Genomic DNA, 19,805 nt, shown 5'->3' with positions numbered 1-19,805 from the left:
TTATATTTTTTTTTATGTTGTGTTTTTCAATAAACACATTTGCTCAGGAAGAAATCGCAGTACAAAAATACACAGCTCATAATAAAGGGAAATTCTTTGTTTCCTGGGGAGGTAACAGAGAAAGTTACTCTAAATCTGATGTAACATTTAGAGGAAAAGATTATAACTTTACAGTAGCAGACATGAAAGCACATGATAAGCCAAAAGGATATCATCTTGATTATATAAATCCGGCAAACATGACCATTCCTCAAACTAATTTTAGATTGGGGTATTTCATTAACGATCATTATAGTGTTGCTATCGGTTGGGATCACATGAAATATGTGATGACTCAAAATCAAACGGCCAATGTTACGGGGTATATTGATTTACCTGCTGATCAGGCAGGATCTATTCACAACGGAGTTTACAATAACACACCTGTAGATATGTCTCAAGGTGCTGCTGCTGAAGGTGGTAATCCTGACACTAATACTGCTTTTTTAATGTACGAACATACAGATGGTTTGAACTATGTTAATACTGAGGTTTCAAGACATGACGATATTTCGAAATGGTTTGGTTTGCCCAATACAGATAAAGTGCAGATTAACTTAACAGAAGGTTTAGGGGGAGGAATTTTGTACCCAAAAACCAATACCATGCTTTTAGGTAAAGAACGCCATGACGATTTTCATATATCAGGTTATGGGATGTCTGCAAAGGCGGGTATCAACTTTACGTTTTTTAAGCATTTCTACCTTCAGGGTGAGTTAAAAGGTGGCTACATCAATATGCAGGACATTAGAACCACGCAAAGGAATGAAGATACTGCTTCGCAGGAATTTTTCTTCTTTCAGAGAATTATTGCTGTTGGAGGAATTTTTAGAATCTAAAATTTCTTAAAAATATATTTTAAAAAATAGTTGTCAATTAATTTGGCAACTATTTTTTTTATGATTTACTTTGTAATTCAAAGTTCTTTTAATCATTGTTAAAGTATTAAAAAAAAGATAATCCTCCTAAAGTGTAATAATGTACTTTTAGCATTTAAAATAAAAAGATGAAAAAACAAAAATATGTGTTTCTTGGAATTACGTTTCTGCTAAGTTTTGGCCTTGTACTGTTTGTAGCAATGTCTGTCTTCCCTAACAATCCGTTTTTAAAAACAAAGACAGAAAACACCATAGAAAGTAAACTTAAAGATGGCGATATTATTTTTCAAACCTCGCAATCTCCTCAATGTGAAGCAGTGCGAATTGCAACTAATTCAAAATTTTCGCATTGTGGTATTATTTACGCAATAGACGGAAAATGGTTTGTTTTTGAAGCTGTTCAGCCTGTAAAACTGACTCCGTTTAACGAATGGATTCAGCATGGAAAAGACAATAACTATGTTATAAAAAGATTAAAAAATGCTGACCAGCTTTTAACTCCTGTTGTCGTACAAAAAATGCAAAATTACAGTCAGCAGCTTGATGGAAAAGAATATGATGCCTTTTTTGAATGGACAGATCAGCGTATTTATTGCTCTGAATTGGTTTGGAAAATATACAAAAATGGTGCTGGAATTACTTTATGCCCTTTGCATGCTTTGAAAGAATTTAATTTAAATGATCAACGTGTACAGGAAATTTTGAAACAAAGATACGGAAATCATATTCCCCTCAAGGAAAAAGTAGTAGCACCTTCTAACCTTTTTGAGTCGGAACTCTTAGAAACAATCATTGACAACTACTAAACAAAAAAACGAAACACTGAAAAGTCAAATAGCAGAATAAAGAAGCATAGTAATGCTTTTTTATTTCTCATTATACTTTGAAAAACAAAGTACTTTTAAAAAATTTATATGAAAGATCTATTTATTGAAAAAATGTATGAATGGTCGAGAAAACCATATCAAAAATACATCAAAAGAAATGCGCCTTGGGATATTACCAAAGAAGAATTATTAGACTTTCCAACGGGAAGTTTAGGTCGCGGAATTGGCGATTTTCTTATGCAAAATAATTTTGATATTCAGGAAAAACTAGAAGATCATGATGTTATTCACGTCCTAACCAATACTGGAATTTCGGTTCAAGACGAAATCGCCATGCAGTATTACCTTTTAGGAAATAGAAAAAAGAGCCTGTATTTATTCTTGGTTATTCTTTCGGGAACGTTATTTTATCCTACTGAAATTGGGTATTTTTTAAAAAAATATAAAAAAGGACAAAAGGCACTTCCTTTTTATTATCTGGATTTTTCTAAAATGCTCCTTACTCCTATTGAGTCCATCCAAACTACTTTTAAAATTTAAAATTTTATGAAAATTTATACCTCAGCATCTTTTCAAGAACAGCAATCTACAGAATTAGCCATAGGAAGCTTTGTTATTAGTACGTTGCTATTTATACTTTATATCACAGCAAAGCAGAGCGCTGACATTTTAATTATTGCTGCCCCTTTTATCGCTTCTGCCATTCTGCTTAATCTTATCATGCTGTCTCATTTAACAGATCTATTTGTTCGTAAAAGCCAGCAGCGCAAAGATATTGCGGTAAAAATTTTAATTCTGTTATCCAATATTCCGATTGCTTTTCTATATTATCTCATTATAATGAAACTTTAAGCTCCAATTTATAGCAAAAAAAGCCACTCTTAAAGTGGCTTTCTTATGACTATTATTTCTAAACTCTTAGTTAGAAGCTGGCAACACGATTCCGTTTTGATCTACTAAATAGAGTAACGAAGCCATAGTGGCAGCACCAAGTTCTAATTCTCTTTTGTTGATAGCATCAAATTTATCATTTGCTGCGTGATGGTAATCAAAATAACGTTGTGAATCGGGTTTAAGACCTACTTTTACTAATGTTTTAGAAGTTAAAGGATCAATATCAGAACCACCGTGGCCAATTGTAAAACTATGCACCATATACGGTTCAAAAAAGTCTTTGTAGCCTTGAATTTTTTTCAAATTCGCATCATCTGCATCAATAGAAAATCCTCTAGGAGTAAATCCGCCAGAATCACTTTCTAATGCAAAAATGTGGTTTTCTTTATTCTGTTTAGCAACCTCTTCGTATTTTTTTCCACCTCTGGTACCGTTTTCTTCATTCATAAACAAGACAACACGAATCGTATTTTTAGGCTTATAATTAAAACTTTTCAAAATTCGAATTGCTTCCATACTTTGCACCACACCAGCCCCATCATCATGTGAACCATCTGCTAAATCCCAAGAATCCAAATGTCCGCCAACAACCATGATATCTTCCGGATGGTCTTTTCCTGTAATTTCGCCAATCACATTATATGATAAAACGTCTGGCAAAGTCTCGCAAGATTGTTTAAAATAGAATTTCAGACTTGGATTATTTTTTAAAGATTCACTCAATAACTCGGCGCCATTGGTACTAATAGCGGCTGTTGGAATGTACTGTTCTTTTGGCAAATCACCATAACTTTGATTACCAGTATGCGGAAAATCATCCAGACGCAAATTCATCGAACGAACGATCGTTCCTACTGCTCCTAATTTTGCCGCTTCTTTTGCTCCTGCATATCTTTGATCTACACAAGCTCCGTACGATTTGAAAGTCTCAATATTTTCTGGGTCCATTGGTCTGTTATAAAACACAATTTTTCCTTTTACTTTATCTCCTAATACAGCTAAATCTGCTATTCCTTTTACTTCAATAACTTCGGCAGTGATTCCAGTTTTTGGAGTTGCAACAGAACTTCCAAGGGCGCAAATTGGCACAACTGTCTTGGTTTTATTGTCTAGAATATAGGCAGTTTCTTTTTCGCCACGTACCCAATGCGGTACCATGACTTCTTGCAAATATACTTTGTCAAGACCTAAAGTTTCTAACTGCGATTTTGTGTATTGTACTGCTTTTGCAGCACTTTCAGAACCCGATAAGCGACTTCCTATATCATTAGACAAATACTCTAACCACATATAACATTTGGAGTCGGTTAGCGCTTTTCTGTAAAATGATTTAATGTTTTTTTCGTCATTTGATTGTGCAAATGAAGTTAATCCGCTTAAAAGCACTGCAGTTAAAAGAATCGTTTTTTTCATAGGTTAATTGTGTTTTTTGGGTTTTAGTTTTATTGGTTTCACAAAAGAACAAAATTCTTTACAACCCGACGTAGTTTTTTTAAACCTTTTCAGAAATTCGAAACAAAATTATTTTACTTCAATAATCTTATTTTTTAAACCGATACCATTTTCATTAAAAGCCTCAATCGTAAAAAAGTACTTCGTTCCTTTGTCCAAGCCTCTAAAATCATACTTATCAGCGTCATACACCATGATCGTATTGTATAATTTATCCTTCTCTATTCCGTAATAAATGGTATATCCAACGGCATCAGGTTGCTTTTTCCAAGATATCATTGCATTGCGGGAATCTTGTAAATTTCTGTCAACTTTAAAATTACTAACCATTTTTGGTTTCGCCAACAATCCATTTCCAAACACTCTAAAATCTGAAATCGCAAATAGTCCGGAAGCATTATGAATGTTCTCCATTTTAATGTAACGTGCCATGATTGGTTGAATCAACTCAAGGTAATCGTGAGGAGCATCTTTATCATTTTGGGATTTATCAACCACTAATTTCCAATTTTGAGCATCATCAGACATGTAAATTTTATATTGGTAATAAATGTCCATTGCTTTATTGTATTGTGTGGCTTTGTGATCTGCATAATTAATTTGCAGGGCATTTATCTGCATCTTTCTGCCTAAATCAAGTTGCAGCCACTCGCCAGGTTTATCTGTTGTAGCAGACCAATAAGTTTGAATATTCTCATCGGTCAGGTTTTCTGCATTATAGCAAAATTTTTCGAATACCTTTTTGCCTCCATTATCCACCCTGTGCGTCTCAACCTCGCTGCATTCTTCAGCAGAAGAAACTGTTAACGCTTTTTTGTATGAAAGTAACATCCAGCCCGAAGAAGCTCCTTTGGTATGATCCCGCTGTTGCGTTGGTAACATGATTGGAAAATCGCCGTAGGAAGTGATAGAATACATGATATCATCTTTATCAAATCCTGCCGGAAACATATCGATACGACGCTCAAATCGGTCTTTTATCGAAATTTTACACGTTCCTGTATTCCAGTAATTTCCGTAATTGTCTGCAAAAGTATTTCCGTGTCCCGCACCAATTACAAAACCACCAGGTTTATAAGACATCGGATTGTGTTTTTGATATACGAATGGACCTAACGGATTATCACCTACATGAACCCCATTTGCATAGCCTTTAAATTCGGTTGCCGGTGCGCCGTATTGCATATAATATTTTCCGTTGTGTTTGGTCATCCATGCCCCTTCTATAAAATTTCCCCATGGTGCTGGCTCCATATCATTATTAGGGCCGAAACGTTCCCATCCATGATTGGACGGATCTAAATTGACGACTGCTTTTATTTCGCCGTAAGGCTGCTGAATATCTTCTACTTCAGTTGCTTCATATAATTTACGATAATCTGCCTGATTTCCTTTTGGCAGCCACGTTTTATAATCTACTTCAACTCCTACGAGTGGTAATTTTCCGCTTGAACCATAATACATATATACTTTTTTGTCGTCGTCCTGAAAAATAGCAGGATCCCAGGTGGGTAACATCGCTGTGTCAACATGTCTTAACCAGCGACCCGATTTTGGATCAGCTGTTTTCCAAACCGGATGGTCTTTTTTCCAGGTAGAACCTACATAAAAAAGTGTGTCATTTACAACCCAAGCCGCAGGAGCACATTGATCATCATCGGCAGGTTTTCTTTGAAAACTTCCGTAAACAAAATTCCAGTCGGCCAGATCTTTGCTCCAAAAAAAACCTGCCTGATTGGTGGCAAACAAGTAATAATCTCCTTTGTAATTAATAATCACTGGATCTGCGCTAGAACGGCGCGATTCCGGAATTCCGTTATGATTATTAGTCGTGTAATTGTAGCCAATATTGATCGGATTACAATAGGTTGTAGCTGGCTTATTGGGGTCAAACCATTCTGTTTTACCCGGAATCTGCTGTGCTGATAAATCAGCGTAAAAAGCAATCATTAGAAACAAAAATAAAATGGAATATCGTTTGCTCATTTTGTATAATTTTAGGGATTAGTAGATTTTGAATTAAAAAAAGCCCTTCGTTTAACCATTCACGAAGGGCAATTACTAATAAATAAACCAACTATTTAGTTAACTCAAAACTAACTTTCTTATCGGCATTTGAATTTCCTCCTAGGAAAACATCAAACTGCCCAGGCTCTGCTACAAATTGTAAATCAGAGTTATAAAACTTTAAATCTTCCACCGTGATTTCAAAAGTCACCGTTTGTTTTTCTCCTTTTTTAAGGTTGATTTTCTGAAAACCTTTCAGTTCTCTAACCGGTCTGGTCACAGAACCTACTAAATCTCTTATGTACAATTGTACGGTTTCTTTACCTTCAAAATTTCCAGTGTTGGTAACCTCTACCGTAACCTTTAGTTTTCCGTTGACATTCATTTTATCAGAAGAAATTTTAATATTCGAATAATCGAAAGACGTATAACTTAATCCGAAACCAAAAGGAAATAATGGTTCATTTCTCTCATCGATATAGTTGGATCTGAATTTTTCGAACTTACCCTCTGTGTTAGAAAGCGGTCTTCCTGTATTTTTGTGAGCGTAATAAATAGGCAGTTGCCCCACGCTTCGTGGAAAAGTAGCAGTCAATTTTCCGGAAGGATTTACATCTCCAAACAAAACATCGGCAATTGCATAACCTGCTTCTGTTCCGGCAAACCAAACATTTAAAATCGCTGGAACAGTATTGTTTTCGTCCTGAATAACCAAAGGACGGCCATCAAATAATACTAAAACAACTGGTTTTCCGGTTTTTAATAATGCATTTAATAAATCTTTTTGTGCCTGCAGAATCTCTAAATTGGTTCTACTGCTGGATTCTCCGCTCATTTCAGCAGATTCACCCAAAGCAGCCACAATTACATCAGATTGACTGACCACTTTTAATGCTTCTGCGATAAGTTCTTCTTTCGAACGAGCATCACGATGCAATGTTTTTCCGAACATTGTAGCGTTCGTCTCAAAAGTTGCATCATAATCTAAATTGCTTCCTTTGGCATAAAGCACTTTTACAGACTTTCCGGCTACTTCTTTGATACCATTCAATAGCGTAACCGAAGTTCCTTTTTTGGTCGCCACACTCCAGGTACCGGACATATTTTCTTCGGCATCAGCCAAAGGTCCGATAACCGCAATTGTTCCCGATTTTTTAAGCGGTAACAATTGGTTTTGATTTTTTAATAAAACCAATGATTGAGCGGCTATTTTGCGGGCTTCTATTCTATTATTAGAAGTAAAAATATCCGTTTTGGCCCTTTTTATATCACAATATTTATAAGGATCTTCAAACAATCCTAGATCATATTTGGCTTCTAAAATAAGTCTTACAGCCGCATCTATTCTTTCTATAGTTACTTTTTTCTCGTCAATCGATTTTTTTAGAGTAGTTAAGAATCCTTCTCCTACCATATCCATCTCTACACCAGCATTCATGGCCAAAGCAGAGGCAGCCTGTAAATCACCCATTCCGTGATCGATCATTTCGTTAATTCCAGTAAAATCTGTCACTACAAATCCTTTGAAACCCCATTGCTTTCTTAAAACATCGGTCATTAACCATTTATTTCCAGTAGCAGGAATTCCATCAACTTCATTAAAAGAAGCCATAACAGAACCTACACCGGCATCTACAGCAGCTTTGTAAGGAGGGAAATAATCATTGAACATCCTGATATGGCTCATGTCTACGGTATTGTAATCACGACCTGCTTCTGGCGCACCGTACAAAGCAAAGTGTTTTACACACGCCAAAATTGAAGTGTTTTTTGACAAATCATGTTGCTGATAGCCGTTTACCATTGCTTTTGCAATTTGACTCCCCAAGTATGGATCTTCGCCGGAACCTTCGGAAATTCTTCCCCAGCGAGGGTCACGAGAAATATCAACCATTGGCGAAAACGTCCAGTTGATTCCGTCTGCACTGGCTTCCTGAGCAGCAATTTGAGCACTTCTTTCGATTAAATTCATATCCCAAGTACAAGACAATCCAAGCGGAATTGGAAATGTTGTTTCGTAGCCGTGAATAACATCCATACCAAAAATCAATGGAATTTTTAATCGGCTATTTTCAACAGCCAGCTTTTGTACTTCTCTAATTTTTTCGACTGATTTTATATTGAACAAACCACCAACTTTACCTTCGGAAATTTTTTTTGATATATCAGAGCTTTTGGCCAAACCAGTTGTAAAGTCACCAGAACTAGGCAAATTTAATTGTCCTAATTTTTCATCCAATGTCATCTTCGACAATAATTCGGCTACAAATTCGGCTTTTGGTTTGATTTTTACGCTATTTTTAGACTCCTTCTTTTGAGAATACCCCAACAAGGCACATCCTAAAAAGAGTAATACTACTTTATTTTTCATTCTATTGTATTTATATGTTTGTGTGTGTTAAGAAAGTGAATTAAAAACCGTATTTCGATGAATGAAAACCTAAGGTGATCAAACCTTGTTTGGTCTCGGGCGCATTCATAAATAATTTCCATAATAAACCAGATCTATAGTTTTCAATCATAGGAGCAATAGTTCCCTGATCAATGGCTAAATAACGAGGCGTTACCCAATTATACTGTGGTGAAAAAGCATCATAAGGCCCTGCAATACCGACATATTTTGTTTTATTTTCATCATATAAATAATGTAAAAACTTCATTGCCTCTGTTGGAGCAAAAGGAAAAGACGACAAAGCTGCGGTTGGCGAAATTACTCCCGTATCATTATTTGGCTGATGTGCCGTATAACCAGTTGTGCCGTCTAAATTTCTGGTATAACTTGCCGTAAGTCCCCAACATTTATCAGAGTAGTCTTTCCATCCTTTGGGGTTTGTTATACTGTGCTGCACCATAATTTTGGCGTGATTTTGAGTTAAAACTCCATAATCTGCATATTTATCTTTTAAATTATTTGGGTCAAGTCCCAAATACGAATAATGAGACCAGAACATGGGTCCAACGCTTCCTGTAGCTCCGTTGTAATTTAAAACAACCGGAACTCCGTATTGGGTGCCTGCGTTTACAATTGCTCCGTTTCTTGCCCAAGCTTTATGATATGCAGCAGCAGAAATCGGATGCGTTGGCGAAGATGCAGCCATGATGTACGTGATCAGACATTCATTGTAGCCTTCTAATTTAAAATTCATTTCCCAACCATAATTGGGAGACCAATGCCAATAAAGCGCTTCTTCGCCTTTGGTGTACCAGTCCCATTCTACGCCTTTCCAAAGTTCATCTGCTTTTGCAGCTAATTCTTTTTCGGTCGTGCTTCCGTTTTTAAAATATTCTCTGATAGTAATGAGAGCCTGACAAACAAAAGAAGTTTCTACTAAATCTCCTCCGTTATCTTTGGTTCCAAACGGAATTACTTTTCCTGCTTTATTATCCATCCAATGTGGCCACGCACCGTGAAAACGATCTGCTTTTTCGAGAAAATTTAAAGCTGTTGTAAGTCTAGAAACAGCTTCGGCTCTTGGCAAAAAACCTCTTTCTACTCCTACAACAATAGTCATTAACCCAAAACCAGAGCCTCCTGTGGTGATAATATTAGATTCGAAATTAGGATCTTCAGTGTGATATCTTTCTCGAGCCAATTTTGAATTAGAATCAGCATAATCCCAAAAATATTTTATTGCATCTTTCTGAACCTGGTCTAAAGCTTCGGTATCTGTTAGCTGTTTTACTGGTATTACTGGATTTGTTGGCAAAGGTGTCACTGCATTATTACCTTCAGGTGAAGAAGACGAACATGAGAGAATAACACTCAAAAAAAGAGGGATATATAAACTACTTTTCATTTTTTGTAAGTTGTGGTATTTTTTTGTAAAAAATACACCTAGAATTTTTAGTCCTAGGTGTATGATAAAGATGGGTTACCTTTTATTTTTTCTCTATTTTAAAGAGAATTGTAACTTCACTATTAGTAAGATCAAAATCCTACATTACTTGATTCAGTAATGATAATTAAGGATTTAATACAAAGGATTTTGAGAAGACAAAGTTCCTGCTTGTTTTAAGAATGCAGCTGGTATAGGAAACAATTCATGTTTACCCACAACAAAAACTTTATTATTATCCGCAGTGAAAGCAGCTTTGGCCTGACCTGTACGTACTAGATCAAAAAAGCGATCATGCTCAAAAGCCATCTCTACCCTTCTTTCTTTCCAAATTGCAGTTCTAACATCAGCTTGTGATACAGCAGGAGTTGCTCCTAAATTTGCTCTGTTTCTAATTTGATTCAGCAAAGGAATAGCCTCCGAAGTTTGTCCTAACTCATTAAGAGCTTCTGCTTTCATCAATAAAACTTCAGCATATCTTAGGTATTTAATATCTACATCTGTCTCCCAGGCATCTGTGTAAGCAGACGAATAAGCTTTGTAGTTATAGGTTTCATTTTCAACTGTCGTTGGAATTACCCTACCATCGTACAAAGTAGTTCCTCTAAAAATAATGGTTGCTGTTTTTCTAACATCGCCAGGCTCATAAGCATTTACTAAACTTTGAGATGGTGTATTGAAACCCCAGCCCCATCCACCAGCACCACGAGCACCTTGTGTGTTTGAGTAACCTTCGATTCCTTTAGCAGGTACAGCACCTTGAGCATAAATTTCGAAAATAGATTCAGAATCAAATTTTCCTGCAGGTCTAAACATGGTAGCATAATCATTGGCAAGTGAATAACCTGTAACTTTATTACAATTGTCAACTACTTTTTGCCAATTTTTTTGATACAAACTTACTTTTGCTAATAAAGCATACGCAGCACCTTTTGACACTCTTGATTTTTCATTGGCTCCATAGGCCGATTTTTCAGGTAATGCAGCAATAGCGTCATTTAAGTCACTTTCGATAAAGGCATATACTTCAGCAGAGGTTTTGCGTGTCAACTGCATAATTCTGTCTGAATCTGAACCTGGAATAGGCAAGTGGTCTACAATTGGCACTCCTCCAAAACATTTCACTAAAGTAAAATACATAAAGGCTCTTAAAAATTTGGCTTCACCTGCTAATCTGGCTCTTAAATTGGCATCGGCTTTGTCTAATTTAGGCAAAATATTCAAGGCCTGGTTGCATCTATTGATACCATCATAATTAGCATTGAATATACCTTCAACAGAAGGATTTGATGCATTGTAAGTCAGATTATCCAATACATCTTTATCTGTGCCGGTATCTCCAGGAGATGAACCTTTATCGGCATCATCAGACGTAATACTTGAAAGTCCGATCCAACCAAATGAGGTCATGTCCCAATTCAAGAATTTATTATAAATAGAGGTAACAAACTGAGTTGCACCAGCATCATTATTAAACAATTCGACATCATCAGTAGAAATAGATTCTGTTTGATCTACATCTAAATAATCGTCTGCACATCCTGTAAAAAAGAGTGTTGATAATACAAACGTTGCTATATATATCTTTTTCATAATTTTAAAATTTTAAGTTAGCACCAATTACAAATGATCTCAAAGTTGGATAAGCATCTAACTCTACTCCTTGCGATCCGTAAGGATTTCCGTCACCATTTAATTCTGGAGAAAATCCTGAGAATTTTTGCGTAATAAACGGGTTAATAGCATTTACATAAATTCGGCAAGCACTAATAAAACTGGTACTTTGTAGTGGCAATTTATATCCTACTGTAATATTATTTATTCTGAAGAAATCTCCAGATTCCAGATAATAAGTCGAAGCAACTGGGACTTGATTGAATGGTGCTGGATTAGAAGCAGATAAATTACTTGCTGTCCAAAAATCAGTGGCAAGAGATGCTTCTATATTTTCGCCAGAAAAACGTTGTGCTTTTTTACCATTGTACACTTTTGCTCCATTAGTTCCGTAACCATCTACAGAAAAATCAAAGTTTTTGTAGTTGAATCCTAAAGAAACTCCGTAATTCGTTTTTGGTAAACTAGAACCAACATATTTTTTGTCGGTAGTAGCGTTTAAAACATTCTGAGTTACTTTGTCACCTGCTGCGTTATAATACAGCATAGTTCCGTTGGCGGCATCAAAACCAGCATATTCGTAAATGTAAAAACTTCCTAATGGCTGACCCACTGTAGTATTGTCCAACAATTTAGTATCCTGACCATTACCTAATCCTCCTCCCACAACCGGAGACAGAATAACGTCTTTTAAACCTGTAAGTTCATTTTGATTACCCGAAAAGTTTCCGCCGATATAATAACTAAAATCGTCACTCACTTTATCATCCCAACGTAAAGATATTTCGTAACCTCTATTAGATACTTCACCAACATGCGCAGGAGAAACGTTTGTAATTCCCGAGGTAGAATAAGGTCTTGTGTTTAAGATTATATTGCTTGTATTTCTATCGTAAACATCAAAAGTTCCTGTTAATTTACTGTTTAACAATTCAAAATCTAAACCTACAGAAGATTCTTTTGTGATTTCCCAAGACAGACTTGGATCAATTTGAGAGTTAATAGTTGACCCTTCGTTTAAAATAGAACCACCTAGATAAGCATTTTGACCAGATGTGTAGCTTGCTCTGTTAAGAGGTACATTTTGATTTCCTAATTTTCCCCAACCTCCTCTTAATTTTAGTAAATTAATTGTTTTTGAATCGGCCAAAAAGGCTTCTTTAGAAATAATCCATCCTAAACCAAAAGCAGGAAATGTACCCCAACGGTAATCTTTACCAAAATTAGATGATCCATCACGTCTAACCGTTCCGGTTACCAGATATTTATCCATCAATTTGTATTGAAAACGAGCTAAGTACGATGCCAATTTCACTTCATTAAATACTTCATCTTTATAGCTGGTGATATTTGTAGCATATTCTACATCTTTTAAAGCCCAGTAATTTGCATCAGTATTTACATTTTTTCTTGCAATAGTCAATTTTTCTCTGGCACCTCTAACACTTGTCTCAATACCAGCCATAACCTCAACATCGTGAATTTCTGCAAATACTTTATTATAAGTCAAATAGTTCGCCAAATTCCAATTGTAGTACTGTTCTCTTCCTTTTGTTAATAAATTTAAATTAGCATTTGGAAATTCTTTTTCATAATCACTCGCAACTTTGTTAGGATTTGCCGCTAACCAAATATTTTTAGTGTCAGAAAAGTTATATTGTTTCCAAGTGTAATACTCTCCACTAAATTGAGAGGTAAATTTTAACGATTTTAAAATTTCGTAATCTAATTTTAAACCTCCTTGTAATGTGATACTTCTTTGTTCTTCATCAAAAAAATCAAGTTGAGCCACTGGATTCCCTACATTATTAAATGCAGATCCAGTTTGACTCACCAAACCATCTGCACCTACTCTTGACACTCCATATTTTCCATCAGCAAAGCGCACAGGAACAATTGGCGACTGTTTGTAAGCATTTGTAAAAGCGCCCAACGGTTTAGGTGTAGATTTTGTAGAAGTAAAACTAAAGTTTTGGTTTAATGTCAGTTTTTTAGAAATCTTGTATTCATTATTCGTTCTAAAAGTAGTTCGACCATAATCCAATCCGTTTAGAACTGCTTTTTCTTCATAATTCCCTAAGCTGAAAAAATATTTAATGCTTTCAGTTCCTCCCGAAACAGAAACATTATTTTGAGTATATGATCCTGTTCTTGTAATCTCATCAAACCAATCTGTGTTTACAGGCTGATTTTGTGCAAAGGTGTTATTTTGCAAAGCTGAATTAGTAAAACTTGCATATTGATTACTATCAGCCATTTTTACTTTTTTAAGAGGTGATCTTACACCTGCAAAACTCTCAATCTCAACAGAAACTTTGTCACCTTTACCTTTTTTAGTAGTAATAATGATAACTCCATTTGCCGCTCTTGTACCGTAAATAGCCAATGCCGACGCATCTTTAAGGATATCATAAGATGTAATATCATTGGTATTGATATTGTTGATATTATCCGTTTGCATTCCGTCAACCACATACAAAGGTGTTCTTCCTCCCAAAGCAGTCCCCAAACCTCTAATAACAACAGACGGTGAACTACCCGGCAAATCAGACGAAATTACTTGTACTCCCGCCGCTTTACCTTGTATGGCCTGCGAAGCGTTAAGTACCTTCGTTTTGGTGATTTCTTCGGATTTTATAGAACTGATAGCCGTTGTATTGTCTACTTTTTTTCTTGTCCCATACCCAATTACTACCACTTCCTTCAAAGCAGTGTCGCTTGATTCTTTTAAGACAATATTCATCGTACCTGTAGTTGCAGGAACAGAAACAGCATCAAAACCAAGCATTGAGATTTTTAAAATCTCACCCTCTTTGGCATTAATTGTAAAATTTCCATCAAAATCGGTATCAGCAGAAGTTCTGGAATTAGCAGCACTAATGACAGCTCCCGGAATTCCCATTCCCGTGCCGTCTACTACTTTTCCTTTAATTGCTTGTCCAGACATGTACGCCGGAAGTAGCAAAAGCGCTAAAAAGCTAAAAATAAAATTTTTCATACAGTTCGTAATCGTTTAAGTTAGTAGCGCCAAATTACACAATTACAACGTTGTAGTACATCATTTAGGTCTACTACATGATTACATCAAAACTATAAAAACAACACTTAAATCATTGTAATTCAAATACATATTTACAAATTTCGTCTTCATTAACATATCATTATGATGTAGTAATGATGTATTGTAATAATGTAAAAAAAGCACTTTAAAAATAATATATTCTTAAAATTTAGTAAGTAAAATTAGATAGTCAGTAAAAATTTTGGTAGATTTTCTTCTTGAGAAAGGTTTAATTTCTTTCGTAAACGATAACGATGCAGTTCAACTCCTCGAAAAGATATATTCATCATGGGAGCAATTTCTTTAGAAGAAAGATTCATTTTAAGGTAAACGCACAGCTTTATATCCTTGGGAGTAAGGTTGGGAAATTTTTTGGAAAGATTAATAATAAACTCATTGTGAATCTGATTGAGGTTGGTTTCAAAAATTTCCCACTCATGTTTATTAACTTCATTAATTTTGATTGCTTTTTTAATTTCACTTTTCAGTTTATTAAAATCTTTTTCCGAATCTAAAATACGCTGAATGTTCTCGATCATTTCACTTTGCTTCGCAATTGATAAAGATTTCCCCGCTACTTCAGACGATTTTGTCTGCAATTCCAATTCAAGAATGTGTTTTTCGTATTCCTGAATATTCAATTCATTCTCAGCTTTCAATTCCATTTCTAGAATTTCTTTCTGATGTTTTAATTCTTCTTTCTGCAATTTTAACTTTTGAAGGTAGCGCAATTTATTCCATTTATAATAAAAGAAAAATATTGCTCCAACAAAAAGCAAATACAACAGTATCATCCAAAAAGAAAAATACCAAGGCTGTGCCACATTAAATTCGAAACTGGAAACTTTATCATAATTAGCACCATTATGTTTATAAATGGTAATGGAGTGAAAGCCGTTGCTCAAATTATTCAAAACAATAAGGCCTTCTTTTATAGAAACAAATTCCTTAGTTTTATCAAGTTTATAAAATAAATTGGGCTTTTGAGCACCATAAATTCCAGATACTACATGAATTTTTAACTCTGAATTAAATTTAATTTTATCATCATTATTTACAAGATTTTGATCGCTAAACGCTTCAATTTTTAACTTTAGATTTTGTTTGTTTGCATTTTTTAACTGAAGCGAAATAAAACCATCATCAAGATTAAGCAGATAATTATTTTTTTCTCTAAAAATTCTCAAATTGTCATTGATTAATTTTCCCTTATAATATTTTTCCTGAATGATATTCCAGACAAACTTATTACCATTGGCATAAATATGATACAAAATCCCGTTTTGAAGCACAATAAAATGACTCTCGTCAATGGCTACGACATCCGAAATATTCTTAAAATTATCATTAAACAATTCGTTTTCTTCCAGTTTATTAGTCAATGAATTATAGGTGTACCAAGCATTATTTATAAGAAAAAGAATTTCATTTCTAAATTCGAAGATTTTTACACCAAAATCATTCTTGATTTTACTTTGCTGCGTTATGTTTTCAACTTTCCTTGTTTGGTATTCGTCGTTATATAAAACACGATAAAGACCCCGATAATTATCTGCCGCCCAAAGCTCGTTCTTCTTATTCTGAGCAACATATTTGATTGGTTTAGAAAGATTTTTAATCGTTTTATTTTCCTTTAATTTAGTAGCGTCATCATAGACTAAAATCCCACTGTAATTAGATTGAAAATAAGTATTATTGATAGAACTTTTAGACAAATTCCAACCGCCATTAATCGCATTTATTTTAGAAAAAAGACCATTATTGTACACAAAAGTACCATCATTATGACCTATAATATATTGGTTATTAATTTCTGTTATATTCCAGGCTTGTCCTTGCGTATTTGGAATCATAGAAAATTTTCCAGATCCGTACTCAAAAACACCATGATTAGAAGCTATTAAATAACCATTTTTTGTTGGCGCTACCGAATAAACGGAGCCCAAAACTCCTGTATTATCATAAAAAATAGCAATTGGAGAATTTACCTCAACATGCGCAATTCCGTTATCCAGACCCAGCCATAAATCGTTTTCTTTATCTACTCCAATACTCAAAATAGAGTTGTTCATCAAAACATTGTTACGATCAATATTTTTGTACAAATTGGTATTCAAATCAATAATATAAACCCCTTTATTTCCGGTACCGATAACTAATTTATTGCTGTTGATGAACTTCGCAACATTGATCGTCGTTTTCTTCAAAGTTTCATTTAATGGATTACTCCAAGGAATCAGATTGTTTTTTCCAACAATAAAAACACCTTTTTTCTGCGTAAAAATATACGTCTTTTTCTGGTGTTTTTCGATGGCGTGTACGACACAGTTTTTAAGTACATTCCAGCCTTTTGGATTTGCAATTTTAGCATCCTCCATCTTAAAAACACCTTTGTCAACCGAGGCCACATAAAGACTGTTGTCTACCACAAAACAGTAAGAAATCAAAAAAGGAAATTTGATTTTCTTTACCTTTTTTCCCTTATAAATAAAGACATCATTGAAAGATTGGAAGTAAATAGCGTCATTAAATTTAAATATTTTCCAAATTTCCTCATTGTCTTTTTCATCAAATAAATGAAGGTTTTTGGTCATCGAAACATAGTGCATCTTCCCCTCTTTTCTATACCAATAACCAAATTCTTTGTAAGAACCCGAATAAATCTTATCACCATCGACCATTATAGAACGAATGATGGTTTTATTAGGCAAGGTATATTTCTCCCAAATTACGCCGTCGTATCGTAGCAAATAGTGATTATTGGCAAAGTACATGGCATTATCATTTCCCTGAACCACATTCCAGATTTGATTATCACCCTGATAATTTGATTTATTATAATTTTCAACGAAAGGAAGTAATTCTTGCGCTTGAATTGGTGAAACTATTAAAAAGAAGAAAAATGCTTTTAGAAGTATCGATTTCAAAATATTCGTATTTATACTCAAAGATACTGACAAATATTCAATTTGAAAGTATAAAAAAAGCTTCTCAATGAGAAGCTTTTTGTTACAATTACAAAATAAGGCAGTGCATTATACTACCAGATCAAACCTATTTTAAAATCTTTTTTATCTTTTTCTAACTTCAGAATAAAACCAGAATTAACTGCTTGTTCAACATAAAACTCATCACCTTCATTTATAATATTCCAAAAATCCTCTTTAAAAGATTTATTTCCTATTCTCCATTCATCAAAGTTAACCACATAACTTTCATAATTACTTTCATCATCATAAAAATATTCCTTTTTCTTGACTTTTACAGTTCCAACATATTTTTGTTTTTCTTTTAAATCATTATAGAAATTAACATCCTTTAATGAACCCATAAAAATAAAAACATTTATTACAATAATAAAAATCCTGAAAAAATAAAAAGTAGAATTTGAGGAGTCACAACCAACACATAAATAAACAATTAAAAGAACTAATAGCGAAAAGATTGATCCTAAAATCCTAGTCTTGGACTTACTTTTTTTTTTAATCTTTAATGATTCAATATCTTCTTTTGAAAGCACGGCTTTTGTTATTGGCATGTTTCTTTTAAACTTTTAATTTTGAAGCAACTGATACACCTGATTAGCAATTTCAAATTCTTCATCCGTAGGAACGACCAAAATTTTCACTTTAGAATTTGGCTTATTAATTTCGCGAATGTATTTGGAACGAATTAGATTTTTTTCTTGGTCTATTTCTATGTCAAAATACTCCATATCTGTACAAACTAAATTGCGGATAAAAGATGAATTTTCGCCAATTCCAGCTGTAAAAACAATAGCATCCAAACCGTTTAGCGCAGCAACATACGACCCAATTGTTTTTTTAATTCGGTAAGCATTCATCAGCAAAGCTAGTTGGCAATCTTTGTTACCTTTTTCGGCTTCAGCTTCAATATCGCGCAAATCACTATAACCTGTGAGCCCTAACATTCCACTTTGCTTAAGCAATATCGAATTTACTTCGTCTGCTGTGTACCCTAAATTTTTTATAAGATAAAAAATTACCGACTGGTCAATATCGCCTGCTCGGGTACCCATTATTAGTCCATTAGAAGGAGAAAAACCCATAGTATGATCGATGCTCTTTCCGTCTTTAATGGCGGTCATACTACACCCGTTTCCTAAATGGATTGAAATTATATTCGATTTCTTTTCTAAATAATCAATTGCTTTTTCAGAAACATATTTATGACTTGTTCCATGAAATCCGTAAACACGTATTTTATGTTCCGTTAAAAGATAATTAGGAATCGCGTACTTGTGAGCCTCTACCGGAATGGTTTGGTGAAAAGCAGTATCAAAAACAGCTACTTGTACAGCATCTGAGAAAATTTCTTCGGCGACATTTATACCCACCAAATGAGCTGGATTGTGCAACGGAGCCAACTCAGACAATTCTTTGATCTTTTCTTTTACCTCATCAGAAATAATTGTAGTATCAGAAAAATAGCTGCCTCCGTGCACGACACGATGACCAACAGCACTAATTTCTGAAGTCGATTGTATTACTCCTTTTTCAAAATCCAAAAGCATTTCGGCTACTTTGGTCAGACCTTCTTTATGTGTTGCAATTGGAATTATTTCTTCTATTGAATTGGCTGCTGTTTTAAACGTAACATTTGAAGTTTCCAGTCCGATTCTATCAATCATACCCGAACAAATTACTTCATTGTTAGGCATTACCATCAATTGGTATTTTATGGAAGAACTTCCTGAGTTTATTATTAGTATTTTCATTTTTTTTAATTTATCGAGCTCGGATTTTATGGATTAACTAATGCAAAAACGCAGATATAACCTGATTTTTTTTTAATTTAACTAAAATAACTTAAAATATAGATTAATATAAAAAAAGTAAAAATCATAAATATGATATTGAATACTTTAAATACAATTTTATTAGTTTTTGATTCCTTTAACCATTGTCTGGTAAATTCTGAATTTCTTCTTTTATATTTTTTTTGGTTAAAATAATTCAACATCAAACCAATTATTAGAAAACAAACAAAAACAAAGTTAATACCAACCACCAAACTTGAAAAGAAAACTTGCTTTAAAATTGCACTAATAGCTATTATTACAAATGCTCCAAAACTTGAAATAATAGTAGTTTCTTTTCCCGAAGATTTAGCTCCTGTATTGAGATAAAAGAAGAAATTGTATATTTTATTGATATTCAAAATATTGCTGTTAATT

General features: G+C 34.2%; 14 protein-coding genes. 4 read left to right on the top strand and 10 right to left on the bottom strand.

Annotation, left to right across the window (positions count from 1 at the left end):
* Window positions 1-14: 14 nt before the first annotated feature.
* The 4 genes from J3495_RS11165 to J3495_RS11150 all read left to right on the top strand — a co-directional run bounded on the left by J3495_RS11165 (window position 15) and on the right by J3495_RS11150 (window position 2,596).
* Window positions 15-878, top strand: coding sequence for a hypothetical protein (locus tag J3495_RS11165; RefSeq protein ID WP_236025449.1), 864 nt, complete (start codon window positions 15-17; stop codon window positions 876-878).
* 167 nt (window positions 879-1,045) lie between these two features.
* Window positions 1,046-1,723 carry a YiiX family permuted papain-like enzyme gene (locus tag J3495_RS11160; RefSeq protein WP_210666637.1) on the top strand — a complete coding sequence of 226 codons (678 nt, stop codon included), beginning with the start codon at window positions 1,046-1,048 and terminating at the stop codon, window positions 1,721-1,723.
* 108 nt (window positions 1,724-1,831) lie between these two features.
* A complete protein-coding gene (locus J3495_RS11155; protein WP_210666636.1) occupies window positions 1,832-2,284 on the top strand; it encodes a hypothetical protein in 453 nt (150 codons plus the stop codon).
* Window positions 2,285-2,290: 6 nt separating this feature from the next.
* A complete protein-coding gene (locus J3495_RS11150; RefSeq protein ID WP_210666635.1) occupies window positions 2,291-2,596 on the top strand; it encodes a hypothetical protein in 306 nt (101 codons plus the stop codon).
* Between the two features lie 66 nt (window positions 2,597-2,662).
* Here J3495_RS11150 and J3495_RS11145 read toward each other — a convergent pair whose 3' ends face one another.
* From J3495_RS11145 to J3495_RS11100, 10 genes are all read right to left on the bottom strand, one after another.
* A complete protein-coding gene (locus J3495_RS11145) occupies window positions 2,663-4,051 on the bottom strand; it encodes a M20/M25/M40 family metallo-hydrolase (protein WP_210666634.1) in 1,389 nt (462 codons plus the stop codon).
* Window positions 4,052-4,159: 108 nt separating this feature from the next.
* Entirely contained in the window at window positions 4,160-6,076 is a 1,917-nt protein-coding gene (locus tag J3495_RS11140; RefSeq protein WP_210666633.1) for a discoidin domain-containing protein, read from the bottom strand.
* 91 nt (window positions 6,077-6,167) lie between these two features.
* Window positions 6,168-8,468 (bottom strand): beta-glucosidase BglX, encoded by a 2,301-nt coding sequence (gene bglX / locus J3495_RS11135; protein WP_210666632.1) that lies wholly within the window; start codon window positions 8,466-8,468, stop codon window positions 6,168-6,170.
* A gap of 40 nt (window positions 8,469-8,508) precedes the next feature.
* Window positions 8,509-9,894, bottom strand: a complete 1,386-nt coding sequence (locus tag J3495_RS11130) for a glucoamylase family protein (protein WP_210666631.1) — start codon at window positions 9,892-9,894, stop codon at window positions 8,509-8,511.
* 174 nt (window positions 9,895-10,068) lie between these two features.
* The gene (locus J3495_RS11125) at window positions 10,069-11,526 is read right to left on the bottom strand and encodes a RagB/SusD family nutrient uptake outer membrane protein (RefSeq protein ID WP_210666630.1); all 1,458 of its coding nucleotides are present in this window, start codon (window positions 11,524-11,526) and stop codon (window positions 10,069-10,071) included.
* Between the two features lie 4 nt (window positions 11,527-11,530).
* Complete coding sequence (locus J3495_RS11120) at window positions 11,531-14,545, bottom strand: SusC/RagA family TonB-linked outer membrane protein (protein ID WP_210666629.1); 3,015 nt, start codon at window positions 14,543-14,545, stop codon at window positions 11,531-11,533.
* 245 nt (window positions 14,546-14,790) lie between these two features.
* Window positions 14,791-17,535: a LuxR C-terminal-related transcriptional regulator gene (locus J3495_RS11115; protein ID WP_210666628.1), complete on the bottom strand. Its 2,745-nt coding sequence runs from the start codon at window positions 17,533-17,535 to the stop codon at window positions 14,791-14,793.
* A gap of 113 nt (window positions 17,536-17,648) precedes the next feature.
* Window positions 17,649-18,146, bottom strand: a complete 498-nt coding sequence (locus J3495_RS11110; protein ID WP_210666627.1) for a hypothetical protein — start codon at window positions 18,144-18,146, stop codon at window positions 17,649-17,651.
* A 15-nt stretch (window positions 18,147-18,161) separates the two neighbouring features.
* Window positions 18,162-19,346, bottom strand: a complete 1,185-nt coding sequence (locus J3495_RS11105) for an acetate/propionate family kinase (protein ID WP_210666626.1) — start codon at window positions 19,344-19,346, stop codon at window positions 18,162-18,164.
* Between the two features lie 77 nt (window positions 19,347-19,423).
* Entirely contained in the window at window positions 19,424-19,789 is a 366-nt protein-coding gene (locus J3495_RS11100) for a hypothetical protein (RefSeq protein ID WP_210666625.1), read from the bottom strand.
* Window positions 19,790-19,805 lie beyond the last annotated feature (16 nt).

The sequence above is a fragment of the Flavobacterium geliluteum genome (assembly GCF_017948595.1).
In the GTDB taxonomy this organism is placed as follows: domain Bacteria; phylum Bacteroidota; class Bacteroidia; order Flavobacteriales; family Flavobacteriaceae; genus Flavobacterium; species Flavobacterium flavipigmentatum.
Note: the sequence above shows the minus strand (reverse complement) of the source record. Positions and strands in the feature narration are given on the sequence as shown.

Bases quoted from the DNA above. Each gene is read 5' to 3' on its own strand.
- J3495_RS11165 (WP_236025449.1), top strand. From the start codon at position 15: ATGTTGTGTTTTTCAATAAACACATTTGCTCAGGAAGAAATCGCAGTA.
- J3495_RS11160 (WP_210666637.1), top strand. From the start codon at position 1,046: ATGAAAAAACAAAAATATGTGTTTCTTGGAATTACGTTTCTGCTAAGT.
- J3495_RS11155 (WP_210666636.1), top strand. From the start codon at position 1,832: ATGAAAGATCTATTTATTGAAAAAATGTATGAATGGTCGAGAAAACCA.
- J3495_RS11150 (WP_210666635.1), top strand. From the start codon at position 2,291: ATGAAAATTTATACCTCAGCATCTTTTCAAGAACAGCAATCTACAGAA.
- J3495_RS11145 (WP_210666634.1), bottom strand. From the start codon at position 4,051: ATGAAAAAAACGATTCTTTTAACTGCAGTGCTTTTAAGCGGATTAACT.
- J3495_RS11140 (WP_210666633.1), bottom strand. From the start codon at position 6,076: ATGAGCAAACGATATTCCATTTTATTTTTGTTTCTAATGATTGCTTTT.
- bglX (WP_210666632.1), bottom strand. From the start codon at position 8,468: ATGAAAAATAAAGTAGTATTACTCTTTTTAGGATGTGCCTTGTTGGGG.
- J3495_RS11130 (WP_210666631.1), bottom strand. From the start codon at position 9,894: ATGAAAAGTAGTTTATATATCCCTCTTTTTTTGAGTGTTATTCTCTCA.
- J3495_RS11125 (WP_210666630.1), bottom strand. From the start codon at position 11,526: ATGAAAAAGATATATATAGCAACGTTTGTATTATCAACACTCTTTTTT.
- J3495_RS11120 (WP_210666629.1), bottom strand. From the start codon at position 14,545: ATGAAAAATTTTATTTTTAGCTTTTTAGCGCTTTTGCTACTTCCGGCG.
- J3495_RS11110 (WP_210666627.1), bottom strand. From the start codon at position 18,146: ATGCCAATAACAAAAGCCGTGCTTTCAAAAGAAGATATTGAATCATTA.
- J3495_RS11105 (WP_210666626.1), bottom strand. From the start codon at position 19,346: ATGAAAATACTAATAATAAACTCAGGAAGTTCTTCCATAAAATACCAA.